General features: G+C 71.0%; 16 protein-coding genes. 7 read left to right on the forward strand and 9 right to left on the reverse strand.

Features of this window, described 5'->3' with window-relative positions; all coding sequences use genetic code 11:
* Positions 1 to 507: 507 nt before the first annotated feature.
* The 4 genes from ACFP1K_RS00115 to ACFP1K_RS00130 all read right to left on the reverse strand — a co-directional run bounded on the left by ACFP1K_RS00115 (position 508) and on the right by ACFP1K_RS00130 (position 6242).
* Positions 508 to 1380 carry a Rieske 2Fe-2S domain-containing protein gene (locus tag ACFP1K_RS00115; protein WP_380745699.1) on the reverse strand — a complete coding sequence of 291 codons (873 nt, stop codon included), beginning with the start codon at positions 1378 to 1380 and terminating at the stop codon, positions 508 to 510.
* A 142-nt stretch (positions 1381 to 1522) separates the two neighbouring features.
* Positions 1523 to 3922: a molybdopterin-dependent oxidoreductase gene (locus ACFP1K_RS00120; RefSeq protein WP_380745702.1), complete on the reverse strand. Its 2400-nt coding sequence runs from the start codon at positions 3920 to 3922 to the stop codon at positions 1523 to 1525.
* Positions 3923 to 4317: 395 nt separating this feature from the next.
* Entirely contained in the window at positions 4318 to 5766 is a 1449-nt protein-coding gene (locus ACFP1K_RS00125) for a catalase (protein ID WP_380745705.1), read from the reverse strand.
* Between the two features lie 59 nt (positions 5767 to 5825).
* Positions 5826 to 6242, reverse strand: a complete 417-nt coding sequence (locus ACFP1K_RS00130) for a Fur family transcriptional regulator (protein WP_380745708.1) — start codon at positions 6240 to 6242, stop codon at positions 5826 to 5828.
* 124 nt (positions 6243 to 6366) lie between these two features.
* Here ACFP1K_RS00130 and ACFP1K_RS00135 point away from each other — a divergent pair, with 124 nt between their 5' ends.
* From ACFP1K_RS00135 to ACFP1K_RS00145, 3 genes are all read left to right on the forward strand, one after another.
* Positions 6367 to 7515: a CapA family protein gene (locus ACFP1K_RS00135; protein ID WP_380745711.1), complete on the forward strand. Its 1149-nt coding sequence runs from the start codon at positions 6367 to 6369 to the stop codon at positions 7513 to 7515.
* A gap of 215 nt (positions 7516 to 7730) precedes the next feature.
* Positions 7731 to 8333, forward strand: a complete 603-nt coding sequence (locus tag ACFP1K_RS00140; RefSeq protein WP_380746238.1) for a TetR family transcriptional regulator — start codon at positions 7731 to 7733, stop codon at positions 8331 to 8333.
* Positions 8334 to 8375: 42 nt separating this feature from the next.
* The gene (locus ACFP1K_RS00145; RefSeq protein WP_380745714.1) at positions 8376 to 9251 is read left to right on the forward strand and encodes an alpha/beta fold hydrolase; all 876 of its coding nucleotides are present in this window, start codon (positions 8376 to 8378) and stop codon (positions 9249 to 9251) included.
* A gap of 95 nt (positions 9252 to 9346) precedes the next feature.
* On the opposite strand, the gene ACFP1K_RS00150 is transcribed toward ACFP1K_RS00145, so the two are convergent.
* On the reverse strand, positions 9347 to 9625 hold the full coding sequence (locus ACFP1K_RS00150; RefSeq protein ID WP_380745717.1) for a hypothetical protein: 279 nt from the start codon (positions 9623 to 9625) through the stop codon (positions 9347 to 9349).
* 157 nt (positions 9626 to 9782) lie between these two features.
* Between ACFP1K_RS00150 and ACFP1K_RS00155 the strand changes: the two genes are divergently transcribed.
* Entirely contained in the window at positions 9783 to 10322 is a 540-nt protein-coding gene (locus ACFP1K_RS00155) for a tetratricopeptide repeat protein (RefSeq protein WP_380745722.1), read from the forward strand.
* Here the strand turns inward: ACFP1K_RS00155 and ACFP1K_RS00160 are convergent.
* A complete protein-coding gene (locus ACFP1K_RS00160) occupies positions 10319 to 12631 on the reverse strand; it encodes a WD40 repeat domain-containing protein (RefSeq protein ID WP_380745726.1) in 2313 nt (770 codons plus the stop codon). The two genes, ACFP1K_RS00155 and ACFP1K_RS00160, sit on opposite strands and share 4 nt — an antisense overlap.
* Positions 12631 to 13068, reverse strand: a complete 438-nt coding sequence (locus ACFP1K_RS00165) for an ATP-binding protein (protein WP_380745728.1) — start codon at positions 13066 to 13068, stop codon at positions 12631 to 12633. Before ACFP1K_RS00165 ends, ACFP1K_RS00160 begins: the two co-directional genes overlap by 1 nt.
* Positions 13069 to 13294: 226 nt before the next feature.
* Here ACFP1K_RS00165 and ACFP1K_RS00170 point away from each other — a divergent pair, with 226 nt between their 5' ends.
* Together ACFP1K_RS00170 and ACFP1K_RS00175 are read left to right on the forward strand one after the other, a co-directional pair.
* The gene (locus ACFP1K_RS00170) at positions 13295 to 14146 is read left to right on the forward strand and encodes a helix-turn-helix domain-containing protein (RefSeq protein WP_380745731.1); all 852 of its coding nucleotides are present in this window, start codon (positions 13295 to 13297) and stop codon (positions 14144 to 14146) included.
* On the forward strand, positions 14137 to 14325 hold the full coding sequence (locus ACFP1K_RS00175; RefSeq protein ID WP_380745734.1) for a DUF397 domain-containing protein: 189 nt from the start codon (positions 14137 to 14139) through the stop codon (positions 14323 to 14325). Before ACFP1K_RS00170 ends, ACFP1K_RS00175 begins: the two co-directional genes overlap by 10 nt.
* Here the strand turns inward: ACFP1K_RS00175 and ACFP1K_RS00180 are convergent.
* A complete protein-coding gene (locus tag ACFP1K_RS00180; RefSeq protein WP_380745736.1) occupies positions 14312 to 16612 on the reverse strand; it encodes a WD40 repeat domain-containing protein in 2301 nt (766 codons plus the stop codon). The genes ACFP1K_RS00175 and ACFP1K_RS00180 overlap by 14 nt on opposite strands.
* Entirely contained in the window at positions 16612 to 18573 is a 1962-nt protein-coding gene (locus tag ACFP1K_RS00185; RefSeq protein WP_380745738.1) for a hypothetical protein, read from the reverse strand. The genes ACFP1K_RS00180 and ACFP1K_RS00185 overlap by 1 nt, the downstream gene beginning before the upstream one ends.
* Positions 18574 to 18676: 103 nt before the next feature.
* Between ACFP1K_RS00185 and ACFP1K_RS00190 the strand changes: the two genes are divergently transcribed.
* Positions 18677 to 20032, forward strand: a complete 1356-nt coding sequence (locus ACFP1K_RS00190; protein ID WP_380745740.1) for an esterase/lipase family protein — start codon at positions 18677 to 18679, stop codon at positions 20030 to 20032.
* Positions 20033 to 20064 lie beyond the last annotated feature (32 nt).

A 20064-nucleotide genomic window follows, 5' to 3' on the forward strand; every position in this document is an offset into this window, starting at 1 on the left:
GGTCGTGCCGGGCTCATGGTGTTCCACCGCTAGGTGTTCTGTTGGCCGGTGTCCCGCCGTATGAAGGCGCCGGTTTCGCCGTACACCGTCCCGCCGACTCGGCGCCGGTCTCAGACGAGCTCGACGGGGCCGGCGGGCGGCGGGGCGGCGGGGCCACCTCCGTATCCCCGGGTCGTGCCGGGCTCATGGTGTTCCACCGCTAGGTGTTCTGTTGGCCGGTGTCCCGCCGTATGAAGGCGCCGGTTTCGCCGTACACCGTCCCGCCGACCCGGCGCCGCTCTCAGACGAGCTCGACGGGGCGGCGGGCCTGCCGGGCCACGGGGCCACTGGGCCACGGGGCGGTGGGGCCACGGGGCGGTGGGGCCACGGGGCGGTGGGGCCACGGGGCGGTGGGGGTCCGCCGTCGGTGTCGTCGGGTGGCGGGTCAGCCCTGGTGGCGGACCTGCCGGTATTACGAGGCGGTGGGGCTCTGGTGGTGGGGCTGCTCCGGCGTCTTTAGGCGGGGGGTCAGCCTTGGCGGGGGCGGACTTGGACTACGCCGTCGCCGCGGACGTTTACCTCGAAGGCTGGTTGGGGGGAGGTGGCGGGGCCGTGGACTACGGCGCCGTCTTCTATGCGGAAGACGCTGCCGTGCCAGGGGCAGACGACGCAGGCCTCGTCGTTCTCCAGGACCAGGCGGCCCTGGTGCAGGGGGCCGGCCAGGTGGGAGCAGCGGTCGGCCAGTACCTTGACGTGGGCGCCGTGGCGTAGGACGAACAGCTGGATGTAGCCGAGGCGGCGGGTCACGGGGCGGCCGTCGGGCAGGTCCCACAGGCGGCACAGGTCGTGCCAGCCGAGTGGGACCAGGTGGGTCAGCGGTTCGGCGTGCGACGGGCCGGCGGTCATGCGGTACGCCAGGTGGCCGCCCAGGAAGCCGCCCACCCCGGCCGCGGCGAGGCCGAGGAACCCGAAGGTGCGCCCGGCCCGCTGCCGTCCGGTGACGCGCAGCCACAGCGACCCGGTGTACAGCCCCAGGGCGGTGAGGTTGACCACCGCGTGCACGAAACCCACGCGTTGCTGCTCGCGGTGCAGGACCGACCAGTCGGTGATCCCCGCGGCGGCGGCGGGCAGCGCGCCCGCGATGCCGGTGACCAGCACGGCCCGGGCGGCCCGGGGATCGGCGTCGATCAGGTCGAGCACCGCCGTGGCGGTCCAGCAGCCGAGGCTGACGGTGGCCAGCGGCGGGTGCAGCGGATGCCCGGTGGGCACGCCGTGCAGCACGTCCCGCAGGGGATGACCGGACGGCAGCACCTGGCGGACGGCCTTGGCCAGCCCTTGGGTGATGCGGTCGAGGGCGCCCAGATGCTCCAGGCGTTCGGTGAACCCGGCCGGCAGCGACATGCGCCCCAGCCCCAGGGTCTCCCGGAGTGTGCGGCGCCGTGAGTTGATCGAATTCGAAGTTTCCTCCACTTTCGCCCCCTCTTGCCTAAGGGACGTACCCCTGACACTCCGAGGAAACACCGCACCAGGCGCCGCCGCCGGATCAGGCGGGGGCCAAGGTGACGGGCACCCCGTTGAAGACGGCGTTCCCCGACAGCGGGTCGACCACCGACTCGTCGGTCAGCACGTTGGCGCTCACCCCGGCGTGCTCGGCCGCGACCGCCTGGGTGGAGCCGGCGTGGCCCCAGCCGTGCGGCAGGCTCACCACCCCGCGCATGATCGTGTCGGTCGGCTCCACCGTGACGGTCAGCTTGCCGGACGCGGACCGCACCACCGCCTCCCCGGTCAGCCCGAGCTCGGCGGCGTCCGCGGGGTGGATCTGCAGCGTGCACCGGTTGCTGCCCCCCACCAGCGGGGCCACGTTGTGCATCCAGCTGTTGTTGGACCGCAGATGCCGCCGCCCGATCAGCACGAACGGGCTCGCCTCCCGCCCGAGCGCGTCCCGCAGCCGCGCCACGTCCGCCGTGATCGTCTCCGGCGCCAGCTCCACCGTCCCCGACGCGGTCCGCAGCACCTCGCCGAGGCGCTCCCGCAGCGGCCCGATGTCCAGCCCGTGCGGATACGCCCGCAGCGTCGCCAGCGACAGCCCCTCGTCCCCGGACCCGGAGCCGTTCCCCGCGCCGGTGCCGTTCACGCCGGAGCCCGCGCCCTGACCGCCGAGGTCCGCGCCCTGACCGCCGTGATCCGCGCCCTGACCGCCGTGATCCGCGCCCTGAGCGCTGAGGTCCGCGTCCTGAGCGCTGAGGTCCGCGTCCTGAGCGCCGTGATCCGCGTCCCGAGCGCCGAGGTCCGCGTCCTGAGCGCCGTCGCCGTACGGCAGGCGCCCGCCCCAGGCGCCGTACGGCCCGAGGCGCAGCATCGCGTCCAGGCGCAGCTCGGCGCCCGTGGTCCCGGTCAGCATGGCCCGCAGTTCGGCGGGGTCGCGGCCCTCCACGGGGGATCCGGGGGTGCCCACCGCGGCGCGCAGCGCCTGGTCGAGGATCAGCTCGTCCAGCAGCGCGGGGTCGGTCTCGGCGCCCTGCCCGGAGGCGATCATGGCGAGCCGGGCGAGGATCTCGGACTCGGACGGCCGGTCGGCCATCGGTAGCACCGGCGGCGAGTAGCGGGCGTAGTCGCGCACGGCGAACCCGAGCAGGGCGAAGTCGTAGTGCCCGGACTGCAGCACCCTCGGCGGCGGCAGGATCACGTGCGCGTGCCGGGTGGTCTCGTTCAGGTAGGGATCGACGCTGACCATGAACTCCAGCCCGGCCAGCGCCCGGTCGAGCCGCTCCCCGCCCGGCGCCGACAGCACGGGGTTGCCCGCGACCGTGACCAGCGCCCTGATCCGCCCCTCGCCGGGCGTCTCGATCTCTTCGGCCAGCGCCGCCACCGGCAGCTCGCCGTTGGCCTCCGGCAGGCCGCGCACCCGGCTGTGCCAGCGTCCGGTGGCGTACGGCTTGCGGCGGCGCGGCCCCACGGCCGCCGGGCGGGGGAACATCGCTCCGCCGGGCCGGTCCAGGTTGCCGGTCAGCACGTTGAGCACGTCGACCAGCCACTGCGTGAGCGTGCCGAACTCCACCGTGCAGGTGCCGATCCGCCCGTACACCGCCGCCTCGGGCGCGGCGGCCAGTTCCCGCGCCAGGCGGGCGATCTGCGCGGCGGGCACGCCGCACACGGCCGCGCACGCCTCGGGTGTGAAGTTCCGCGCCGCCTCCTCCAGCTCGTCCAGGCCGCTCACCGGCACCCGGACGTCGGTCAGCTTCTCGGCGAAAAGGGTGTGGACCATGCCCATCAGCAGGTGGGCGTCGGTCCCCGGCCGGGCGAAGACGTGCTCGTCGGCGAGCGCGGCGGTCCTGGTGCGGCGGGGGTCCACGACCACCAGGCGCCCGCCGCGCGCCCGCAGCGCCTTGAGGCGGCCGGGGAAGTCCGGCGCGGTGCACAGCGAGCCGTTGGACTCCAGGGGGTTGGCGCCGAGCATGAGCAGGTAGCCGGTGCGGTCCAGGTCGGGGACCGGGATGGCCAGCGGGTCGCCGAACATCAGGCCCGCCGACACGTGCTTGGGCATCTGGTCGGCGGTGCTGGCCGAGAACACCTGGCGGGTGCCGAGGGAGCGGGCCAGCGGCGACGCGTACAGCGTGCCCGCCATGGTGTGAGCGTTGGGGTTGCCGAGGTATATCGCGCGGGACGGCCCCGGCACGGCGGCCAGGCCGCGCTCCACGGCCGCGAACGCCTCGGCCCAGCTCACCTGGTGCCACTCGCCGTCCCGGCGCACCAGCGGCGCGCTCAGCCGGTCGGGGTCCTCGTCCAGCCGGCCGAGGCTCGCGCCCTTGGGGCAGATGAAGCCCTTGCTGAACGGGTCGGCGTCGTCGCCGCGCACCCGCGTCACCCGGCCGCCGTCGTCCAGCGTGATCGTCAGGCCGCAGACGGCCTCGCACAGCGGGCAGGTCCGGTGCGCCGTACGCATGAGCGCCTCCTGAGTTCGTCCGATGGACTCATCTTTGCCCGCCGGGCGCGCCCTGGGAAGGTGCCCCGTGCACACGTGTGGGATGAGTGTGGCGAACTGTAGCCCTGGGCGCGGAACCGTGGAGCGGATGCGGAGAAGCGTGGTGCGGCAAACCCTGAGAAACCGGAACCGGCTTGGTACCGTGGTGCCGCCATCGACGCCCTTCGGTGGCACGCATATGTTTCACCCCCCAGCCGGGCCGGCAGGTGGCAGCCTTCGGCCCGGCCTCTCACCCACCTCCACGCCGCCGCCCGTGCCGGTGTCGCGCCGCCGGGCGGCCAAGGCGAAGGCCCGCCGTCATGGTGTGGCGGCGGGCCTTTCTCACCCTGGGAGCGCGGGCTGTCCCCCGCGAGCGGTCAGACGATGCCGAGGCCGCCGGCGACGCCCTCGCCGAGGTCCTTGTGGACGTTGGTCCAGTACTCGACCACGCGCTTCTTCATGTCGCCGGTCACCTCGGGGGCCGACGCGTGGCCTACGATGTTGCTCACGAGGTGCTCGCGGTCGGTGTCGGACAGCACGTTCTCCCACAGGGTGCGCGGCTGGACGAAGTCGTCGTCCTCGGCGTGCTTGGCGTAGGCGCTGCGGATGATCTCGCCGGTGACCTGATAGCTCTCGCCCGCGAACAGCGACGGGTCGGCCACGGGACCGCCGGCGGAGTTCGGCGCGTACACCGGGTCGGGGGAGTTGGCGTACCGCATCTGGCCGTCCTTGTTGTAGCTGTGGACGGGCACCTTCGGCCGGTTGACCGGAAGCTGCAGGTAGTTGGCCCCGATGCGGTAGCGGTGGGTGTCGGGGTAGGAGAACAGGCGGCCCTGGAGCATCTTGTCCGGGGACGCGCCGATGCCCGGCACCAGGTTGGCGGGCTCGAACGCGGCCTGCTCGACCTCGGCGAAGTAGTTCTCCGGGTTGCGGTTCAGGGTGAACCTGCCGATGGTGATCTCGGGGTAGTCGCCGTGCGGCCACACCTTGGTCAGGTCGAACGGGTTGAAGCGGTAGTCCGCCGCGGCCTCGAACGGCATGATCTGCACCTTGACCGTCCACGACGGGTGGTCGCCGTTCCTGATCGCGGTGTGCAGGTCACGGATGTGGTGGTCGGCGTCCTGGGCGATCACGGCGCCGGCCTCGGCGTCGGTGTAGTTCTCCACGCCCTGGTCGGTCTTGAAGTGGTACTTCACCCAGAACTTCTCGCCGGCCGCGTTGTACCAGAGGAAGGTGTGGGACCCGAAGCCGTGCATGTTCCGCCAGCTCTTCGGGGTGCCGCGGTCGGTCATCAGGAAGGTCACCTGGTGCGTCGACTCCGGCGACAGCGTCCAGAAGTCCCACTGCATGTTGTGGTCGCGCAGGTGGGTGTCGGCGCGGCGCTTCTGGCTGTGGATGAAGTCCGAGAACTTCGACGGGTCGCGGATGAAGAAGATCGGGGTGTTGTTGCCGACGAGGTCGTAGTTGCCCTCGTCGGTGTAGAACTTGATCGCGAAACCGCGGGGGTCGCGCTGGGTGTCCGCGCTGCCGAGCTCGCCGGCCACGGTGGAGAAGCGCAGGAAGAGGTCGGTCTCCTTGCCCTTCTGGAACAGGCCGGCCTTGGTGAACTGGCTCACGTCCTCGGTGATCTGCAGGACGCCGTACGCGCCGCCGCCCTTGGCGTGCACCACGCGCTCGGGGACGCGCTCCCGGTTGAACTGCGCCATCTTCTGGATGACGTAGTGGTCCTGCATGAGCAGGGGGCCGTTGGGGCCCACGGAGAGGGAGAACTCGTCGCTGGGCGCGGGAATGCCCGCGTCCGTCGTCGTGACAGGCCGTTCGGTCATCGCGCAATCCTCCGGGATCGCTCGTCGGTAAAGAGTGCGGCTACTGCCCATACACTCCGTTAAATGCGTTGGGATCGGCATTTGGGGCAAATGCCCCAATAGATCACATCGGCCTCTTCGACGAGGTAGCCCGCGGCGTCCGCCGGGTCGAGGCAGGGGGCGGCCCCGGCCGCGCAGTCGACGTCGGTCACCATGCCGCACCTGCGGCAGACGAGGTGATGGTGGTTGTCGCCCACCCGTCCCTCGTAGCGTGCCGGGCTGCCCATCGGCTCGATCTTGCGTACCAGCCCGGCCGCGTGCAGCGCGTGCAGCCCGTCGTAGACGGCCTGGAGGGACACCTGCCCGACGAGGGCGCGCACGCCCTGATGGACGGCGTCCACGTCGAGGTGGTCGCCGTCCCGGACCGTCCGCATGATCGCCACCCGTGCCGCGGTCACCCGAAGCCCGGCCTCGCGAAGTCGTTCGGCATCCCCCACAAATGCCACCCTAGAACCTAAACCTGAATGATTCAAGTAAAGGAATCGTCCAAGTTAGACGAAGTTCCTGCACATCCGTGGGGTGGTGTCCAACGAGGGGCGGAAGATGGCATGCTCTGGTTCGATGAGAAGTCACCCCAGCCCACCCATACCGCCCCCGGCCCCCCAGCGGCGCACGGCGATCCTCCCCGGGTCCGCCCGCCGCACGGCCGCCGTCGTGCTCGCCACGTCGGTCGTGGCGGCGGGCGCGGCGTGCTCGCCGGCCGAGTCGTCGTCCCCCGGCACCAAGAGCGGCTCCTCCGCGACCGCCCCGGGCGGGGAGAAGACCCCGCAGGCGGCGCGCCGCGAGCCGTTCACCATCGCCTTCGGCGGGGACACGCACTTCGAGGGCTCCCTGCGCGGCAGGCTCGCCAGCCCGCGCACCGCGCTCGGGCCGATCGCCTCGGTGCTGCGCCGCGCCGACCTCGCCATGGTCAACCTGGAGACCGCCATCACCACCGGCGGCACCCCGGCCCCCGGCAAGCAGTTCACCTTCCGCGCGCCGCCGAGCGCGCTCACCGCACTGAAGGCCTCGGGCGTGGACGTCGCCTCCATGGCCAACAACCACGGCATGGACTACATGGAGTCCGGCCTGCGCGACTCCCTCGCCGCGATCCGCCGCTCCAAGTTCCCCATCGTGGGCATCGGCCGGAACGCCGCCGAGGCGTACAAACCGTTCCGCCGTACCGTCAACGGCAACCGCGTCGCGATCATCGGCGCCACCCAGGTGCTGGACGCCGAGTTCATCCAGTCGTGGACGGCCACCTCCAGCAAGGGCGGCCTCGCCTCGGCCAAGGAGGAGGACCGGCTGCTGCAGGCCGTCCGCCAGGCGCGCAAGACGTCCGACACCGTGATCGTCCACCTGCACTGGGGCACCGAGCTGCAGGGCTGCCCCAACCCCGCGCAGCGCGGCCTCGCGCCCAAGCTGATCGCCGCGGGGGCCGACGTGATCGTCGGCGGCCACGCGCACATCCTGCTCGGCAGCGGGTACCTCAAGGGCCGCTACGTCAACTACGGCATGGGCAACTTCGTCTTCTACAACTCCGGCCCGCAGACGGGCGCCACCGGCGTGCTGACCCTGACCATCCAGGGCCGCAAGGTGCTCAAGGATCAGTGGACCCCGGCGCGGATCAACGGCGGCATCCCCATCCCGCTCACCGGCGCGGCCCGGCGCAGCGCCCTCTCGTCGTGGAACTCGCTGCGGTCCTGTGCCGGGCTCGACGCCGACCCCTGATTTCGGGGATGACGTGTCCGAATACGGCCATGTAATGATTTGCCGCACGCGAAACGATGCCGCAATCAGACAACCGCGCCGGAAGGACTGACCGGGCGGCGATGAAAGGGCAAGATGAAGCTGTGCCCGGCCAGCGATCCGACCAGTGCGACGACGAGCAGAACCCTCTGCGCCGACAACCCTCCCAGCGCCGAAGCGCTCGCCGGGTGGAGCGCATGCTGGACGCCTGCGCCGAGCTGCTCGACGAGTCCGGCTACGACGCCCTGTCCACCACGCGGATCGCCGAGCGCGCCGCGGTGGCGATCGGCTCGGTGTACCAATTCTTCCCGGACAAACGAGCGGTCACCCTGGCGCTGACCCAGCGCAACGTGGAGCTGTTCATCTCCCGGGTCGGCACACGCTTCATGAACGAGCAGCACACCCGCTGGTGGCACGCCGTGGACGCCATCATCGACGAGTACGTCGACATGCACAGGACCGTTCCAGGTTTCCGCGCCCTGCGGTTCGGCGACGCGGTCGACCTCAACCTGCTCGACTCCGCGTCCGAGAACAACATGGTCATCGCCGCGCGGCTGCGTGAGCTGCTGCTCGCCGACTTCGGCATGGCCGACAGCGAAGAGCTCGATCTTTCCCTCACCGTCGCCGTCGAGGCGGGCGGCGCGGTGCTGGCGCTGGCGTTCCGCCGCGACCCGCGGGGCGCCCAGCCCTTGATCGACGAGGCCAAGCGCCTCATCCGCGAATACCTCCTCAGCCAGCTGAAGGCCATGCAGCGCTCCCGCCGCCGCTCGGGCCTGGAGGCCGTTCCCTCCGAACGGTGACCCGAGGTGGGTACCTTCCCTGCTGAGGGGAGGTATAGGGACGTGGTCACGACGGGGACGCTGCAGGTCCCGGGGGCGCGCATCTACTACGAGACGCGCGGCTCCGGCCCGGTGCTGCTGATGCTCCAGGGCGGCGAGGGGGACGCCCGCCGCACCGGCGATCTGGTCCGGCGGCTCGCCGTCCACTACATGGTGATCACCTACGACCGGCGCGGCCTGTCCCGCAGCACCCTGGACGACCCCCTGCCCGGGGCGCCGCGCTCCCTCGTCGTGCCGACCATGACGACGCACGCCGACGACGCCTGCCACCTGCTGTCCGCGCTGGCCGGCGAGCCGGCGCGGGTGTTCGGCTCCAGCATGGGCGGGCTGGTCGGGCTGGTCCTCGCCGTCCGCCACCCCCGCTGGGTGCGCCTGCTGGTCACCCACGAGCCGCCCGCGATCGGGCTGCTCCCGGCCGCCGGGCGGGCCGGCGCGGAAGAGATGCTGGACGGCCTCCAGCGCACCTACCGCGAGGAGGGCTGGGTCGCGGCGTTCAAGCAGCTGGCCGAGATCACCGGGGCCGCCACCGAGGACAGGGAGCCGGACGCCGAGCTCCCGCCGCCGCTGTCCAGGGAGCGCGTCGCCAACTTCCACTACTTCTTCACCTATGACGTCCCTGCCATCCGCTGCTGCGAGCTGGACGACGAGACGCTGTCCGCCACGCCGGTGCCGATCGTGGCCGCCGTCGGCGGCGGCACCTCGGCGCGGTTCTTCGACCGCGCGTGCGTGGACCGGCTGGCCGAGGCGCTCGGCACCGAGGCGCTGGAGTTCCCCGGCGGGCACAACGGTCCCATCACCCACCCGAGGGCGTTCGCGGAGCGGCTGCTGGAGGTGCTCAGCCGGCCTTGTCACGGCGGCGGCTCAGAAATGCTCCGATGACCCGGCCGACTCGACGAAGCACACCTCGCGCACCGGAGACGCCGCGGCCTCCTGCTCCCGGCTCTCCTCGGCCCGGATCTCGGCCGGGATGTGGATCATTCGCCGCTTCCCGGCCGCCGCCCGGCGTGCGGCCACCACGTGTCCGTGGACGGCGGTGCCCAGGACTGCCCTTGCGCCTCCGGGCCGCAGGTCGCCGACACCTGCTGGACGGCCTGGCGGGCGGCCTGCAGATCGGCCCGCAATCGCACCACTTCGTAGCGGTGCCGGTCGGCCGACTCCAGACGGGCCGTGGTGTACCCGATGGTCCCGGGGACGACCGCGGCCGTTATGGCGGCGCAGGCGAGGGCGAAGGTGGTCGGCCAGGTGATGTCCATCGCAGCTCCCTCGAACGGGTGAGCTTCCAGGCGACGGGGAGATGCCCGCGTGTCTCGAACGCCACGCGGAGCGTACGCAAGCATGTGCGAATCGCGACCGAAGCAATGCCTGCCGTTGTCCCGGCAAAGTCGAGCGTCGCTCGGTAATCTCGTCCCTGTGGCACATGTGACGCGTGAGCAGCTTGATCGGCTGCTGGAACAGGCCCTGCTCAACGACGACCACGGCACCCTGGCAGACCGCCTCGACGCCCTGGCCCGCGGTTACGCGTCGGGAGAGGTGTCGCGTGCCGCGATCCTGGTCCTCGCGGCCGAGGAATGGCGCCAGGCCGGCCAGCCCGCCAGGGCCCTGGAGTGCTACCAGCGCGCCCTGGAGGACGGCGGCGAGGTGAGCGTCGACCCCCGGGCCGGCATCGCCGACACCCTGTTCGAACTGGACCGCCCCGCCGAGGCCCGCGAACTGATCGACTCCATCAAGTCCACCCCACCCGTCTCCCCCTCGACCGCCTTACACGTAGCCGAGACGTTACTGGCCTACGGCGACCTCTCCGCCGCCCACGACTGGGCCACCGACGGCATCCTGTCCGGCGAGGACGCCGGCACCACCCGCGACGCACTACTGCGCACCCGCTACCGCATCCGCGTCGACCTCGGCCTCCCGGAGGACGACCTGGACGCCTTGCTCGACGTCCCCTGCTAGACACCTCCCGGATCGACGTCGAACGCGACGATCCCCCGCCCCGTCCCGGCCACCAGCATCGGCCCGGCGAACACCAGTGCGTGCACGCCGGCCCCTACCGGCATCGTGTGCAACGCCCGCCCGGTCAGCGGGTTCCAGAGCCGCATCGTGCCGTCGTACCCTCCGCTGGCCAAGATCGTCGAGCCGTCGGGGAGCGTTGTGAACGCCAGCGCCATGACCCAGCTGGTGTGCCCGGTGAGGGTGCCGCGGTGCGCGCCTGTGGCCGGATCCCACAGTCGCACGGTGCCGTCGTGGCCGGCGCTGGCGAGAAGGCGGAGCGTGGTGCTGAATGCCAGGGCCGTGGTGACGTCGGTATGGCCGACCAGGGTCCCCCGTGGCTTGGTGGTGACCGGGTCCCATAGCCGTACCTTGCGGTCGGTACAGGTCGTGACCAGGGCCACGGTTCCATCCTCGAGAGTGATGAAGGCCAGTGCGGTCACCGAGTTCTTATGGCTGAACTGGGCGTAAGGGGTGGGGCCCACCACGTTCCACAAGCGGATCAGGCTTGAGTACTTCGATTTTCCGTCCTGACGGGCGTGCTCGCGGCTCGCGCTGGCCATGATCGTCGCCGCTCCGGGCAGGGTCGCGGTGGCCAGCAACCTCACCGGCTCGGTGTGGCCGGTGAGGACGGTGTCGGAGGCGCCGGTCACCGGATTCCACAGCCGGAGGGACGCGTCGGAGCCGACACTGGCCAGCAACGGGGTCTCGTCGGGGACGGTGGCGAAAGCCAGCGCGTGCACTGACGTCGAGTGGCCTTGGAGAACGCCCGTCGGAATGCCGTCGCGTGGATTCCACAATTGGATGTCCCCCCCGGTGCCCTCAGCGGCCAGTAGAGAGACGCCATCCGGCAGGACGGTGAAAGCCAGTGATTCGACCCCTGCCGTGTAACCGGTGGAGGTTCCCTCGCGGCCGGTGGTGAGGGGATCCCAGAGCCGTACGGTGTGGTCGTCCCCCGCGCTGGCCAGGAGCGTGCTGCCATCGTCCAGCGTGGAGAAGGCGAGCGCGTTTCCCCAGTCGGTATGACCACTGAGGGTAGTGTGCGGTGTCGGGGCCCCCGGATTCCAGAGCCGGATCCCCCCGGTGGAACCCGTGCTGGCCAGCAGGGGAGTGCCGTCCCGCAGGGTGGTGAAAGCGAGCGCGGTCACCCACTCGGTACTGTTGATCAACTTGGTATGGGGTCTGCCGGTCACCGGGTCCCACAGCCGGATGCCCCCCATGATGTCGGCGGTCGCCAGCAGCACGGTGCCGTCACGCAAGGTGAGGAAGGTCGACGCGCTCACCGAGTTCGTGTGGCCACTGAGAAGCATGCTGGTGTCACTCGCCAGGTCCCACAACCGGACGTCGTGATCGTTGCCGCCGCTGACCAGCACCGGTCTTCCGTCCGGCAGGACGGTGGAGGTCAGCGTCCTTATCCAAGGGGAGTGGGCGAAGGTGGCATGGCAGGCTCCGGTGAAGGGTTCCCAGAGGCGGATGACGCCGTCGTTGTCGGCGGAGGCCAGCAGTATCGCGTCCCCCCGCATCCGTATGAAGGTCATCGCCGTCACCTGGCCGGTGCGACTCATGGAGATCGCGTACGCGTCGGCGGTCGCCGGGTCCCACAGCCGGATGGTCTCGTCGGATCCTCCACTGGCGAGCAGAGTCCTCTCCGGCAACGTGATGGAGGCCAGGGCGTTCACGGCGCCCCGATGCCCCCTGAGCGTGGTGTGCAGCTCGGTCGTGGCCGGGTCCCACAGCCGTACCGCGCCGTCACTGTCGCCGCTGGCGAGCAGGGGCATGCCGCCGGGAAGGGTGGTGAAGGCGAGCGCCTTCACCCGGTCGGTGTGTCCGGTGAGCGTCCGATGGAAGTCCGAGTCCCTGCCCCTGGCCCAGCGGATGGTGAGGGGACGACCTGCCGGCGCCGGCAGCCGCCGCGCGGCCTCCGGCTCATCCTGTACGGCGATCGTGTGCAGAATGTTCGCCCGGTCCACCGGTTCCGCGTCGGGAAGGTGATGTGCGGCCCGCCAGTAGGCGCGCACCATCGGATGGGTGCCGGCGTCGACCATCCCGAGCACCGTCAGTAAGTGCCCCGGATCGGCGTGTGTCAGATATCCCGCGTCATCCACCAGCTTCTCAAGCTTTCCGCATACCGCAGCGTGCGCCGCAAGATGCCGTAGCAGGTAGGAATTCGCGGTTCCCCAGACATCCTCTCCGGCCCCGGCTCGTCCCTCTGCGGCCGTGAGCGTGCCCAGCAGAGCTTCGGTGATCCTCGCCTGGATCTCCACCTCACGCATCAATCCCCCTCCTCAACCAGCCCACCCCCGTCCGCCCCCACGTGAAACCAGACCGTACGCCCCACCCCGTCCTCCGCCCACCCCCATTCCGCGGCCATCTCCCGCACCAGCCACAACCCCCGCCCTCCCTCACTCAGCGCGTCCTCCCGCCCCGCAACCACCGGGACCGTGTCGTCCGCTCCTTCATCCACCACCTCCACCCGCACGCCCGCGTCTCCGACGGCCACCGTCACCACCAGGCGCCCCCCTTCCCGCCGCCCCGACCGCGAATGCCGCACCGCGTTCGCCGTCAACTCCGACGCCAGCAACGTCACCACGTCGATGTCCGGATGCCCCTCCCCAAGCACATCCCGGACGAATCCCCGCGCCACCCCCACCGACTCGAACGTGCCGGCCAGGCAGATCGACTTGCTGAGGGGGTTCGCCGCCAACGCCATGCTGCCCTCGTCTCGTGTGGGCTGAAAGCGAAATCACGCATTGTGATTTCCCGGCCACCCAGGGTGGTGGCTTGTGCTTAGATTGCCGTCGGCGGAATGAATCGGCGCTCGAATACCAAGCCCTCCCCACGCCAGATCAGGACACGGTCAGGCGTCAGCAAGATGTAAGTCCGGTCTGCCCCTTCCGCCTCCCTCCCTCGTTTTCTCTGTTGGTTGAGAGGAAGCAATGAACACCACCCCACCTCCCGACCCCCCACCCACCAAACCGGAAATCCCTTCCCCGGTCGCCCGTTTCGGAGGCGAGATCCGTCGCCTCCGCGAGAGCGCAGGTTTGTCCCAAGACGCCCTCGCGACACGTCTCGGTTGCACCCAAACCCAGGTGAGCCGCCTGGAACTGGGCCTACGCAGACCTCACCGCGACCATGCTGAAATCCTGGACCGCGTCTTCGGGTTGTCCGATAAAGGCTATTTCGCCCTGCTGTACCGGCGAATCCTCTCCCACCCCGAAGGTCCCCGCTGGTGGCTCGACTGGCCAGAGGAGATCGAACCCCGCGCCACAGTTATCCGAAGCTGGGACCCACTCCTGATTCCCGGCCTCCTGCAAACCGAGTCCTACGCTCGCCACCTGCTGATCAGGGAGCCCCGAGTCACCCCCGACGAGGTGGAACGGCGCACGCACGCCCGCATGCAACGCCGCGCCGTCCTGGACCGGCACGACCCTCCCCTCTTCGTTACCCTCATGGACGAGGGCGTTCTGCGCCGGCGCATAGGCGCCGCCCCGGAGGTCATGCGCGAACAACTGACTTTCCTAATAGAGATCGCAACCCGCACCAATGTGACGATCCAGGTGGTGGACGCGGAATGCGTCTCCGGCCTCCTAGGCGCATTCATGATCGCTCAACTCCCTGACGGCGAACCGGATACGGTCTACGCCGACTCCCCTGCCGAGGGACTACTTACATCCGCTCCCGATGTGGTTTCCATGCTCTGGAGTAGATATGAGCTGATACGAGCCTGGGCTTACCCTGAGCACGTATCCCTGCAAAAGATTAAGGACGTGATGGATCAATGGACCTGAACGCGGCCCAGTGGCGCAAGTCCTCGCGTTCCGGCTCGAATGGCGCTCAGTGCGTCGAAGTAGCCGACAATCTCCCCGGTGTGGTGGCCGTCCGCGACAGCAAGATGTCTGACTCGCCGCTGATCACCGTTGAGCCCGGTGAGTGGCGGTCTTTCCTCTCGCTTCTCAAGGTTGGTTGACGTCGAAGACGATCACTCCGCGGGTGGTTCCCGCCGCCAGGTGTGGGCCGGTGGCGGCCAGTGCGTGGACGGCGGAGGAGACGGGCGTCGTTTGGAGGGCGCGGCGGGTGGCCGGGTTCCACAGGCGGACGGTGTGGTCGTCGCCGCCGCTGGCCAGCAGGGGGGTGCCGTCGGGGAGGGTGGTGAAGGTCAGGGCGTGCACCGGCTTGGTGTGGCCTTCGAGGGTGGTGTGGGTGCCGGAGGCCGGGTTCCACAGGCGGATGGTCGGGTCGGCTCCCGCGCTGGCCAGCAGGGGGGTGCCGTCGGGCAGGGTGGTGAACGCCAGGGCGTGCACATTGCCGGTGTGGCCGGTCAGGGTCGTGTATGTGGAGATGGACGGGCGCCACGGGTCCCACAGCCGGATGGCGCGTTCGTCTCCCGCGCTCGCCAGTGACAGGGTGCCGTCGGGCAGGGTGACGAACACCAGCGCGTACACCGGGCTGGTCAGTGAGACCTGCGCGACGGGGGCGGTGGTGGCGTCGGCCGGTTTCCACAGGCGGATGGTGTAATCCCATCCGGCGCCGGCCAGCAGCGGAGCGCCTGTGGGCAGGGTGGTGAACGCCAGCGCGTACAGCGAGCCGTCGCCCGTCGCGAGCGTGGTGGGAGTGGGGGGATCCGCGCCCGGGTTCCACAGCCGGACCGTGTGGTCGCCCGCCGCGCTGGCCAGCAGCGGAGCGCCGCCGGGCAGGGTGGTGAACGCCAGCGCGTGCACCTCGTCGTCGTGGCCGGTCAGGGTGATGTCCGGGGTGGGCTCCTGATGGTCCCCGGTGGCCGGGTCCCACAGCCGGATGTCCTGGTCGCCTCCGCCGCATGCCAGCAACGAGGTGCCGTCGGGCAGGGTGGTGAGGGCCACCGCGCCCACCGGCCCGACGCCCGTGGTGGGCCGGGTCGACGTGGTGACCGGGTCCCACAGCCGGATGGTCCCGTCCTCCCCCGCGCTGACCAGCAGAGCGCCGCCGTCGGCCGAGGTGGTGGAGCGCAGGGCGTTCACCGAGGCCGTGTGGCCGCTCTGTCCGGTGTGGCCGCTCAAGATGATGTGGACCCGCCCTGTGCCTGTGTCCCGGAGTTGGATGGTGTGCCGGAGTCCGGCGGCGTCGGCCAGTGACAACGTGCCGTCGGGCAGGGTGACGAAGGCGAGGGCGTCGGTCCAGTACGTCGAGCACGGGTAGGTTCCGCGAGCCGTGGCGGTGGCCGGATCCCACAGCCGGACGGTGTGGTCGTAGCCCGCGCTGGCCAGCAACGGGGTGCCGTCCGGCAGGGTGGTGACGGCCAGAGTCGTCACCCGTCCGGAGTGGCCGCGAAGGGCGGTGAGGCTGTTCGTGACCGGGTCCCGCAAACGGACGGTCTCGTCGCTTCCCGCGGCTGCCAGCAGCACGGTGCCGTCGGGCAGCGGGACGAACACCAGCGCCGTCACCGGGCCGGAGGAGTAGACGAGTTTGTGAAGCGTGCCCTTCGCCAGGTTCCACAGCCGGATGTTCCCCTCGTCCCCCGCGCCGGCGAGGACGGCCGTGCCGTCGGACAGGGTGGCGTGGGCGAGTGCGTTCATCGAGCCGGTGTGACCGGTGAGGATGCTTCCGACTCCGGTGGCCAGGTCCCATGTGCGGATGGTGCGGTCGGCTCCCGCGCTGGCCAGCGACATGGTGCCGTCGGGCAGAGGCAGGAAGGTCAGCGCGCTCACGCTGCCGGTGTGACCGGTGAGGGTGGTGTACGCCGACGCGGTGGCCGGATCCCACAGCCGGACCGTGTGGTCGTCGCCACCGCTGGCCAGGAGAAGGCCACCGCTGGGCATCGCCGTCAGGGCCAGGGCCTTCACCGAGCCGGTATGACCGGTGAGTGTGCGGTGGAAGTCCGTGGGCGACAGGTGGGCCCAGCGCGCGGTGAGCGGCCGGGCACCGGTGACCGGGAGGTGCGCGGCGGCGTCGGGCTCGTCCTCGACGGCGGTGGTGTGGAGGATGCCGGCGCGGGCGTGCGGGCCGGCGTCACGGAGGTGGTGGGCGGCGCGCAGATAGGTGCGCGCCAACGGGTGTTCGTCGGCGGCGACGGTGCCGAGCACGTCCAGCAGGCGGGTGGGGTCGGCGTGCACGAGGTACCCGGGGTCGTCGGCCAGCTCTTCCAGGCGGCCGGCCGCCGTCGCGTGCGCGGCCAGGTGCCGGAGCACGTACGGATCGGCCGTCGACCAGTCGGGGCTCGTGCCGAGGGTGCCGAGCAGGGCTTCGGCGATCCGGGACTGGATCTCGGAGTCCCGCATCAAGGGGTCCTGGTGGCCAGGGCGCGGAAGTAGTCGGCGAAGGCCTGGTGGTAGAGGCGGTAGACGGCCTGGCCGTCCTCGCTTGACTCGCTGACGTGGTAGCCCGCTATGTCGAGGAGCCAGTCGATGTCGGGGGTGGTGTAGGTGGTGCCGGTGGGGGAGAGGGCGGTGGCCACGGCGGGCCAGATCAGGTGGCGGGGGAAGCCGGCGCCTTCGGCCCAGGCCAATGGGGAGAGGAGTTCGCGGACCTTCCATTCGTCGTCGCCGAAGCGGGCGAGGTCGGCGGCGAAGACGTCGGCCACCTCGCCGGAGAGCATGTGGGCGGCTTCCTCGGTACCCAGGCGCAGGGGGGCGTCGCGGGCCAGGAGGGCTCGGGTGACTATGCGGGCGAAGAGGAAGACGCCCGCGCTGGCCTCGGCCACGGCGGCGGCGGTGGCGGGGACGGTGGGATCGGGGGCCGAGGGGTAGGGAGAGCCGGGGGTGCGGGTCAGGCGGCGGGTCACGTAGTGCTCTATGTCCTGCCGGGTGTGGGGGTCGGTGTCCAGGACCGTCGTGTGCTGCGCGTCGGGGTCCAGGAGCGTGGTCAGGGGGCCGCGGCCGGGGGTGGTGGGGGTGGTCATCCAGGGGGCGTTGGGGCGGGTGCCCACCAGGACGCGGATGTCCTGTCGCTGGCCCAGCGGGCGGATCAGGTCGGTGGCTATGGCGAGGATGGCGTCGCGGCGGGCCTCGTCCAGCGCGTCGATGATGATGCGGACGGGGCGGTGCAAGGCGGTGACGCGGTCGATGAGCTCGGCGCTGGAGCGCCAGCCGTCGGGGGGTGGGGGGATGTCCAGGCCGGAGGACAGCAGGTCCCAGCAGTCGTGCAGGGACTTGTTCCTGGCGTGGAGGGCCACGTCTATCAGGCCCTCTCTGGGGATGGTGCCGGGGGCGGCGCCTTCCAGCGCGCCTTCTTGCTCGGCCAGTTCCCGGTAGGCGGGGTGGGACAACGTCGCGATGCGGCCGAGGACGGCGGACTTGCCGGAGCCCGGCTTGCCGGTGATGACGCGGAGGCCGTAGGTGCGGTCCTCGTCCAGCCAGGTGAGCAGGGTGCTGAGGATGCGGGTGCGGCCGACGAAGAACCAACCGGTGGAGTCGACCTCGATGCCGCTGGCGGCGCGGCGGAAGTGGTCGCGCAGGCCCGTGTCCAGGATGCGTTGCTGGCGGCGGGCCTGGGTGTGGACGTCGTCGGTGGGGAGGACCATCGCCTTGGGGTTGGGGATGAGGCGAGGAGGGCTGCCGATGGCCCGGTGGCGGGCGCGGGGGAGACCTCGCCGGTCGGCCTCGGCGTTGATCTCGTCGACGATCTGGAAGGGGAAGACGTACTCGTTGCCGGGAGCCCAGTCGCGGGACGAGCCGCCCTCGCGGACGATGCCGGCGAAGCGTTCGGCGAAGTGGCCGTCCTGGACCTGGTCGAAGGAGCCGCAGGAGGCGATGATCGAGATGTCGGGCTCCCCGTCGGGGAACGTCTGCTGGGTGAAGGCGCGGCCGAGGAGCTCGGCGACCTCCTGGGCGGAGCTGCCGGAGTAGCAGGCGTCGATGACGACCACGGCACGGCGGATGCGCCACGCGGCCACCTTGCTGGCCAGGACCCGGGCGCTGATCGCGGTGAGGTCGTCCTGGTCGCCGCCGGGGGAGTCGCGGACCAGCAGGTAGTCGCCGTGGGGGGCGTGGGTGCCGTGCCCGGCCCAGTAGATGATCAGGGAGTCGGGGCGGTCGCCCAGGGGGAGGCGGAGGGCGGAGGCCACGTCCAGGAACGTGCCACCGCCGGCCAGCTCGGGAAACCGTTGATCGAGCCTGCACGAGGCAAGGGCCGTGCACAGGTCGGGCACCACTCGCTTGACGTGCTCCAGGTCGTCGTGGTGGTCGTACTCGGCCATGCCGACGACGATGAACGCGCCCCGCGCGGGCGGTGCCTCTGCCATGGTCGGGCGTGCTCCCCGGGGGTGTCTTGACGGGCCTGCGAAGACCATGATGGCCTGCGGGTCACCGGCTGACTACGGAAACGCCACCAAAGTAGGAGACAAGGTGTCAGAGCGCTTCGACGATCTGATCGTGGTGATCCCGGGGATCATCGGGAGCGTGCTGGAGCGGGACGGGCGGCCGGTCTGGGATCTGTCGCTGGCGGCGATGCGGCGGGTGCTGCCGCCCGGCGGGCTCGTGGAGGGGCTTCGGCTGGGTGGGAAGGGGACGGTCACCGCGCCTCGGATCATCCGGGGGTTGCACGTCATTCCGGGGTTGTGGGGGATCGACGGATACGGGCCGCTGCTCGACCATCTGGCGAGGGTGTTCGACGTCAGCCGGGGGAACCTGGTGGAGTTCCCGTACGACTGGCGGCTGTCCTGCCAGGTCAACGCGTGCCGTCTTGAGGCGACGGTGCAGCGGGAGCTCCTGCGCTGGCGGGAGACCGTGCCGGGGGCCAAGGTCGTCTTCGTCTGTCACTCCATGGGCGGGCTGATCGCCCGGTACTACCTGGAGGTGCTGGGCGGCCGGGAGATCGCGCGCGGCCTCGTCACCATCGGCACTCCGCATCAGGGCGCCGCCAAGGCCGCGGCGGCGCTCAGCCTGGGGCTGGCGCCGGGGATCCGGTCGCGGCTCGGGCGTTTCGGCGCGGTGCTCGACGAGCTGCGGGACGTGGTCGCCACCTTCCGGTCGGTGCACGAGCTGCTCCCGACGTACCGCTGCGTGGACCGGGGGAACGGTGACCTGCGCACCCTGGCGGACGCCGGCCTTCCGGACGTTCCCACGGAGTCCGTCCGGCACGGCGCGGCGTTCCATCAGGACATCCTTGACGCCGTCACGGCGAACGGGCCCGCGCCGTACGGGCTGTGGACCTTCGGGGGGCACGGCCAGCCGACCACGCTCAGCATCCGGCACGACGCGGCGGGCCTGGCCGCCCTCCCCACCTGGAACGGTGAGAACCCGCGCGGCGACGGCACCGTCCCCCGCTTCGCCTCCGTGCCACCGGAGTTCCAGGACGACGGCCAGGTGCGCTTCTCGGGCGACCGGCACGCCGCGCTGGCCGGGGCGCGTCCTCTGCTGCACGCGCTGCACGCGATCCTCACCGCCACACCTGTGCGCAAGTACCAGGCGACCGTGGAGGACGTGCTCTCGCTGGACATCCCGGAACTCGTCCCGGTCGGAGAGCCGGCCGAGGTCGCCGTGACCACCGGGTCCGACCGTCTCCCCCTGGCCGTCACCGCCGAGCACGACGAGACCGGGGCCAAGGTGGCGGCACCCACCATGCGCAATCACGGGGGTGGCCGCTACCACACGACCGTGACCCTTCCCCGGCCCGGTCCCTGGCGCCTCACCGTGAAGCCCGCCGTGCCGGCCGGGCTCGAACCGGTGACCGAGATCATGGTTGCGGTAGCAACCTTATGACGATCAAGCGCAAACTCCGTGATGCTGGTTAG

The organism is Sphaerisporangium aureirubrum (assembly GCF_042658925.1).
Classification (GTDB): Bacteria; Actinomycetota; Actinomycetes; order Streptosporangiales; family Streptosporangiaceae; genus Sphaerisporangium; species Sphaerisporangium aureirubrum.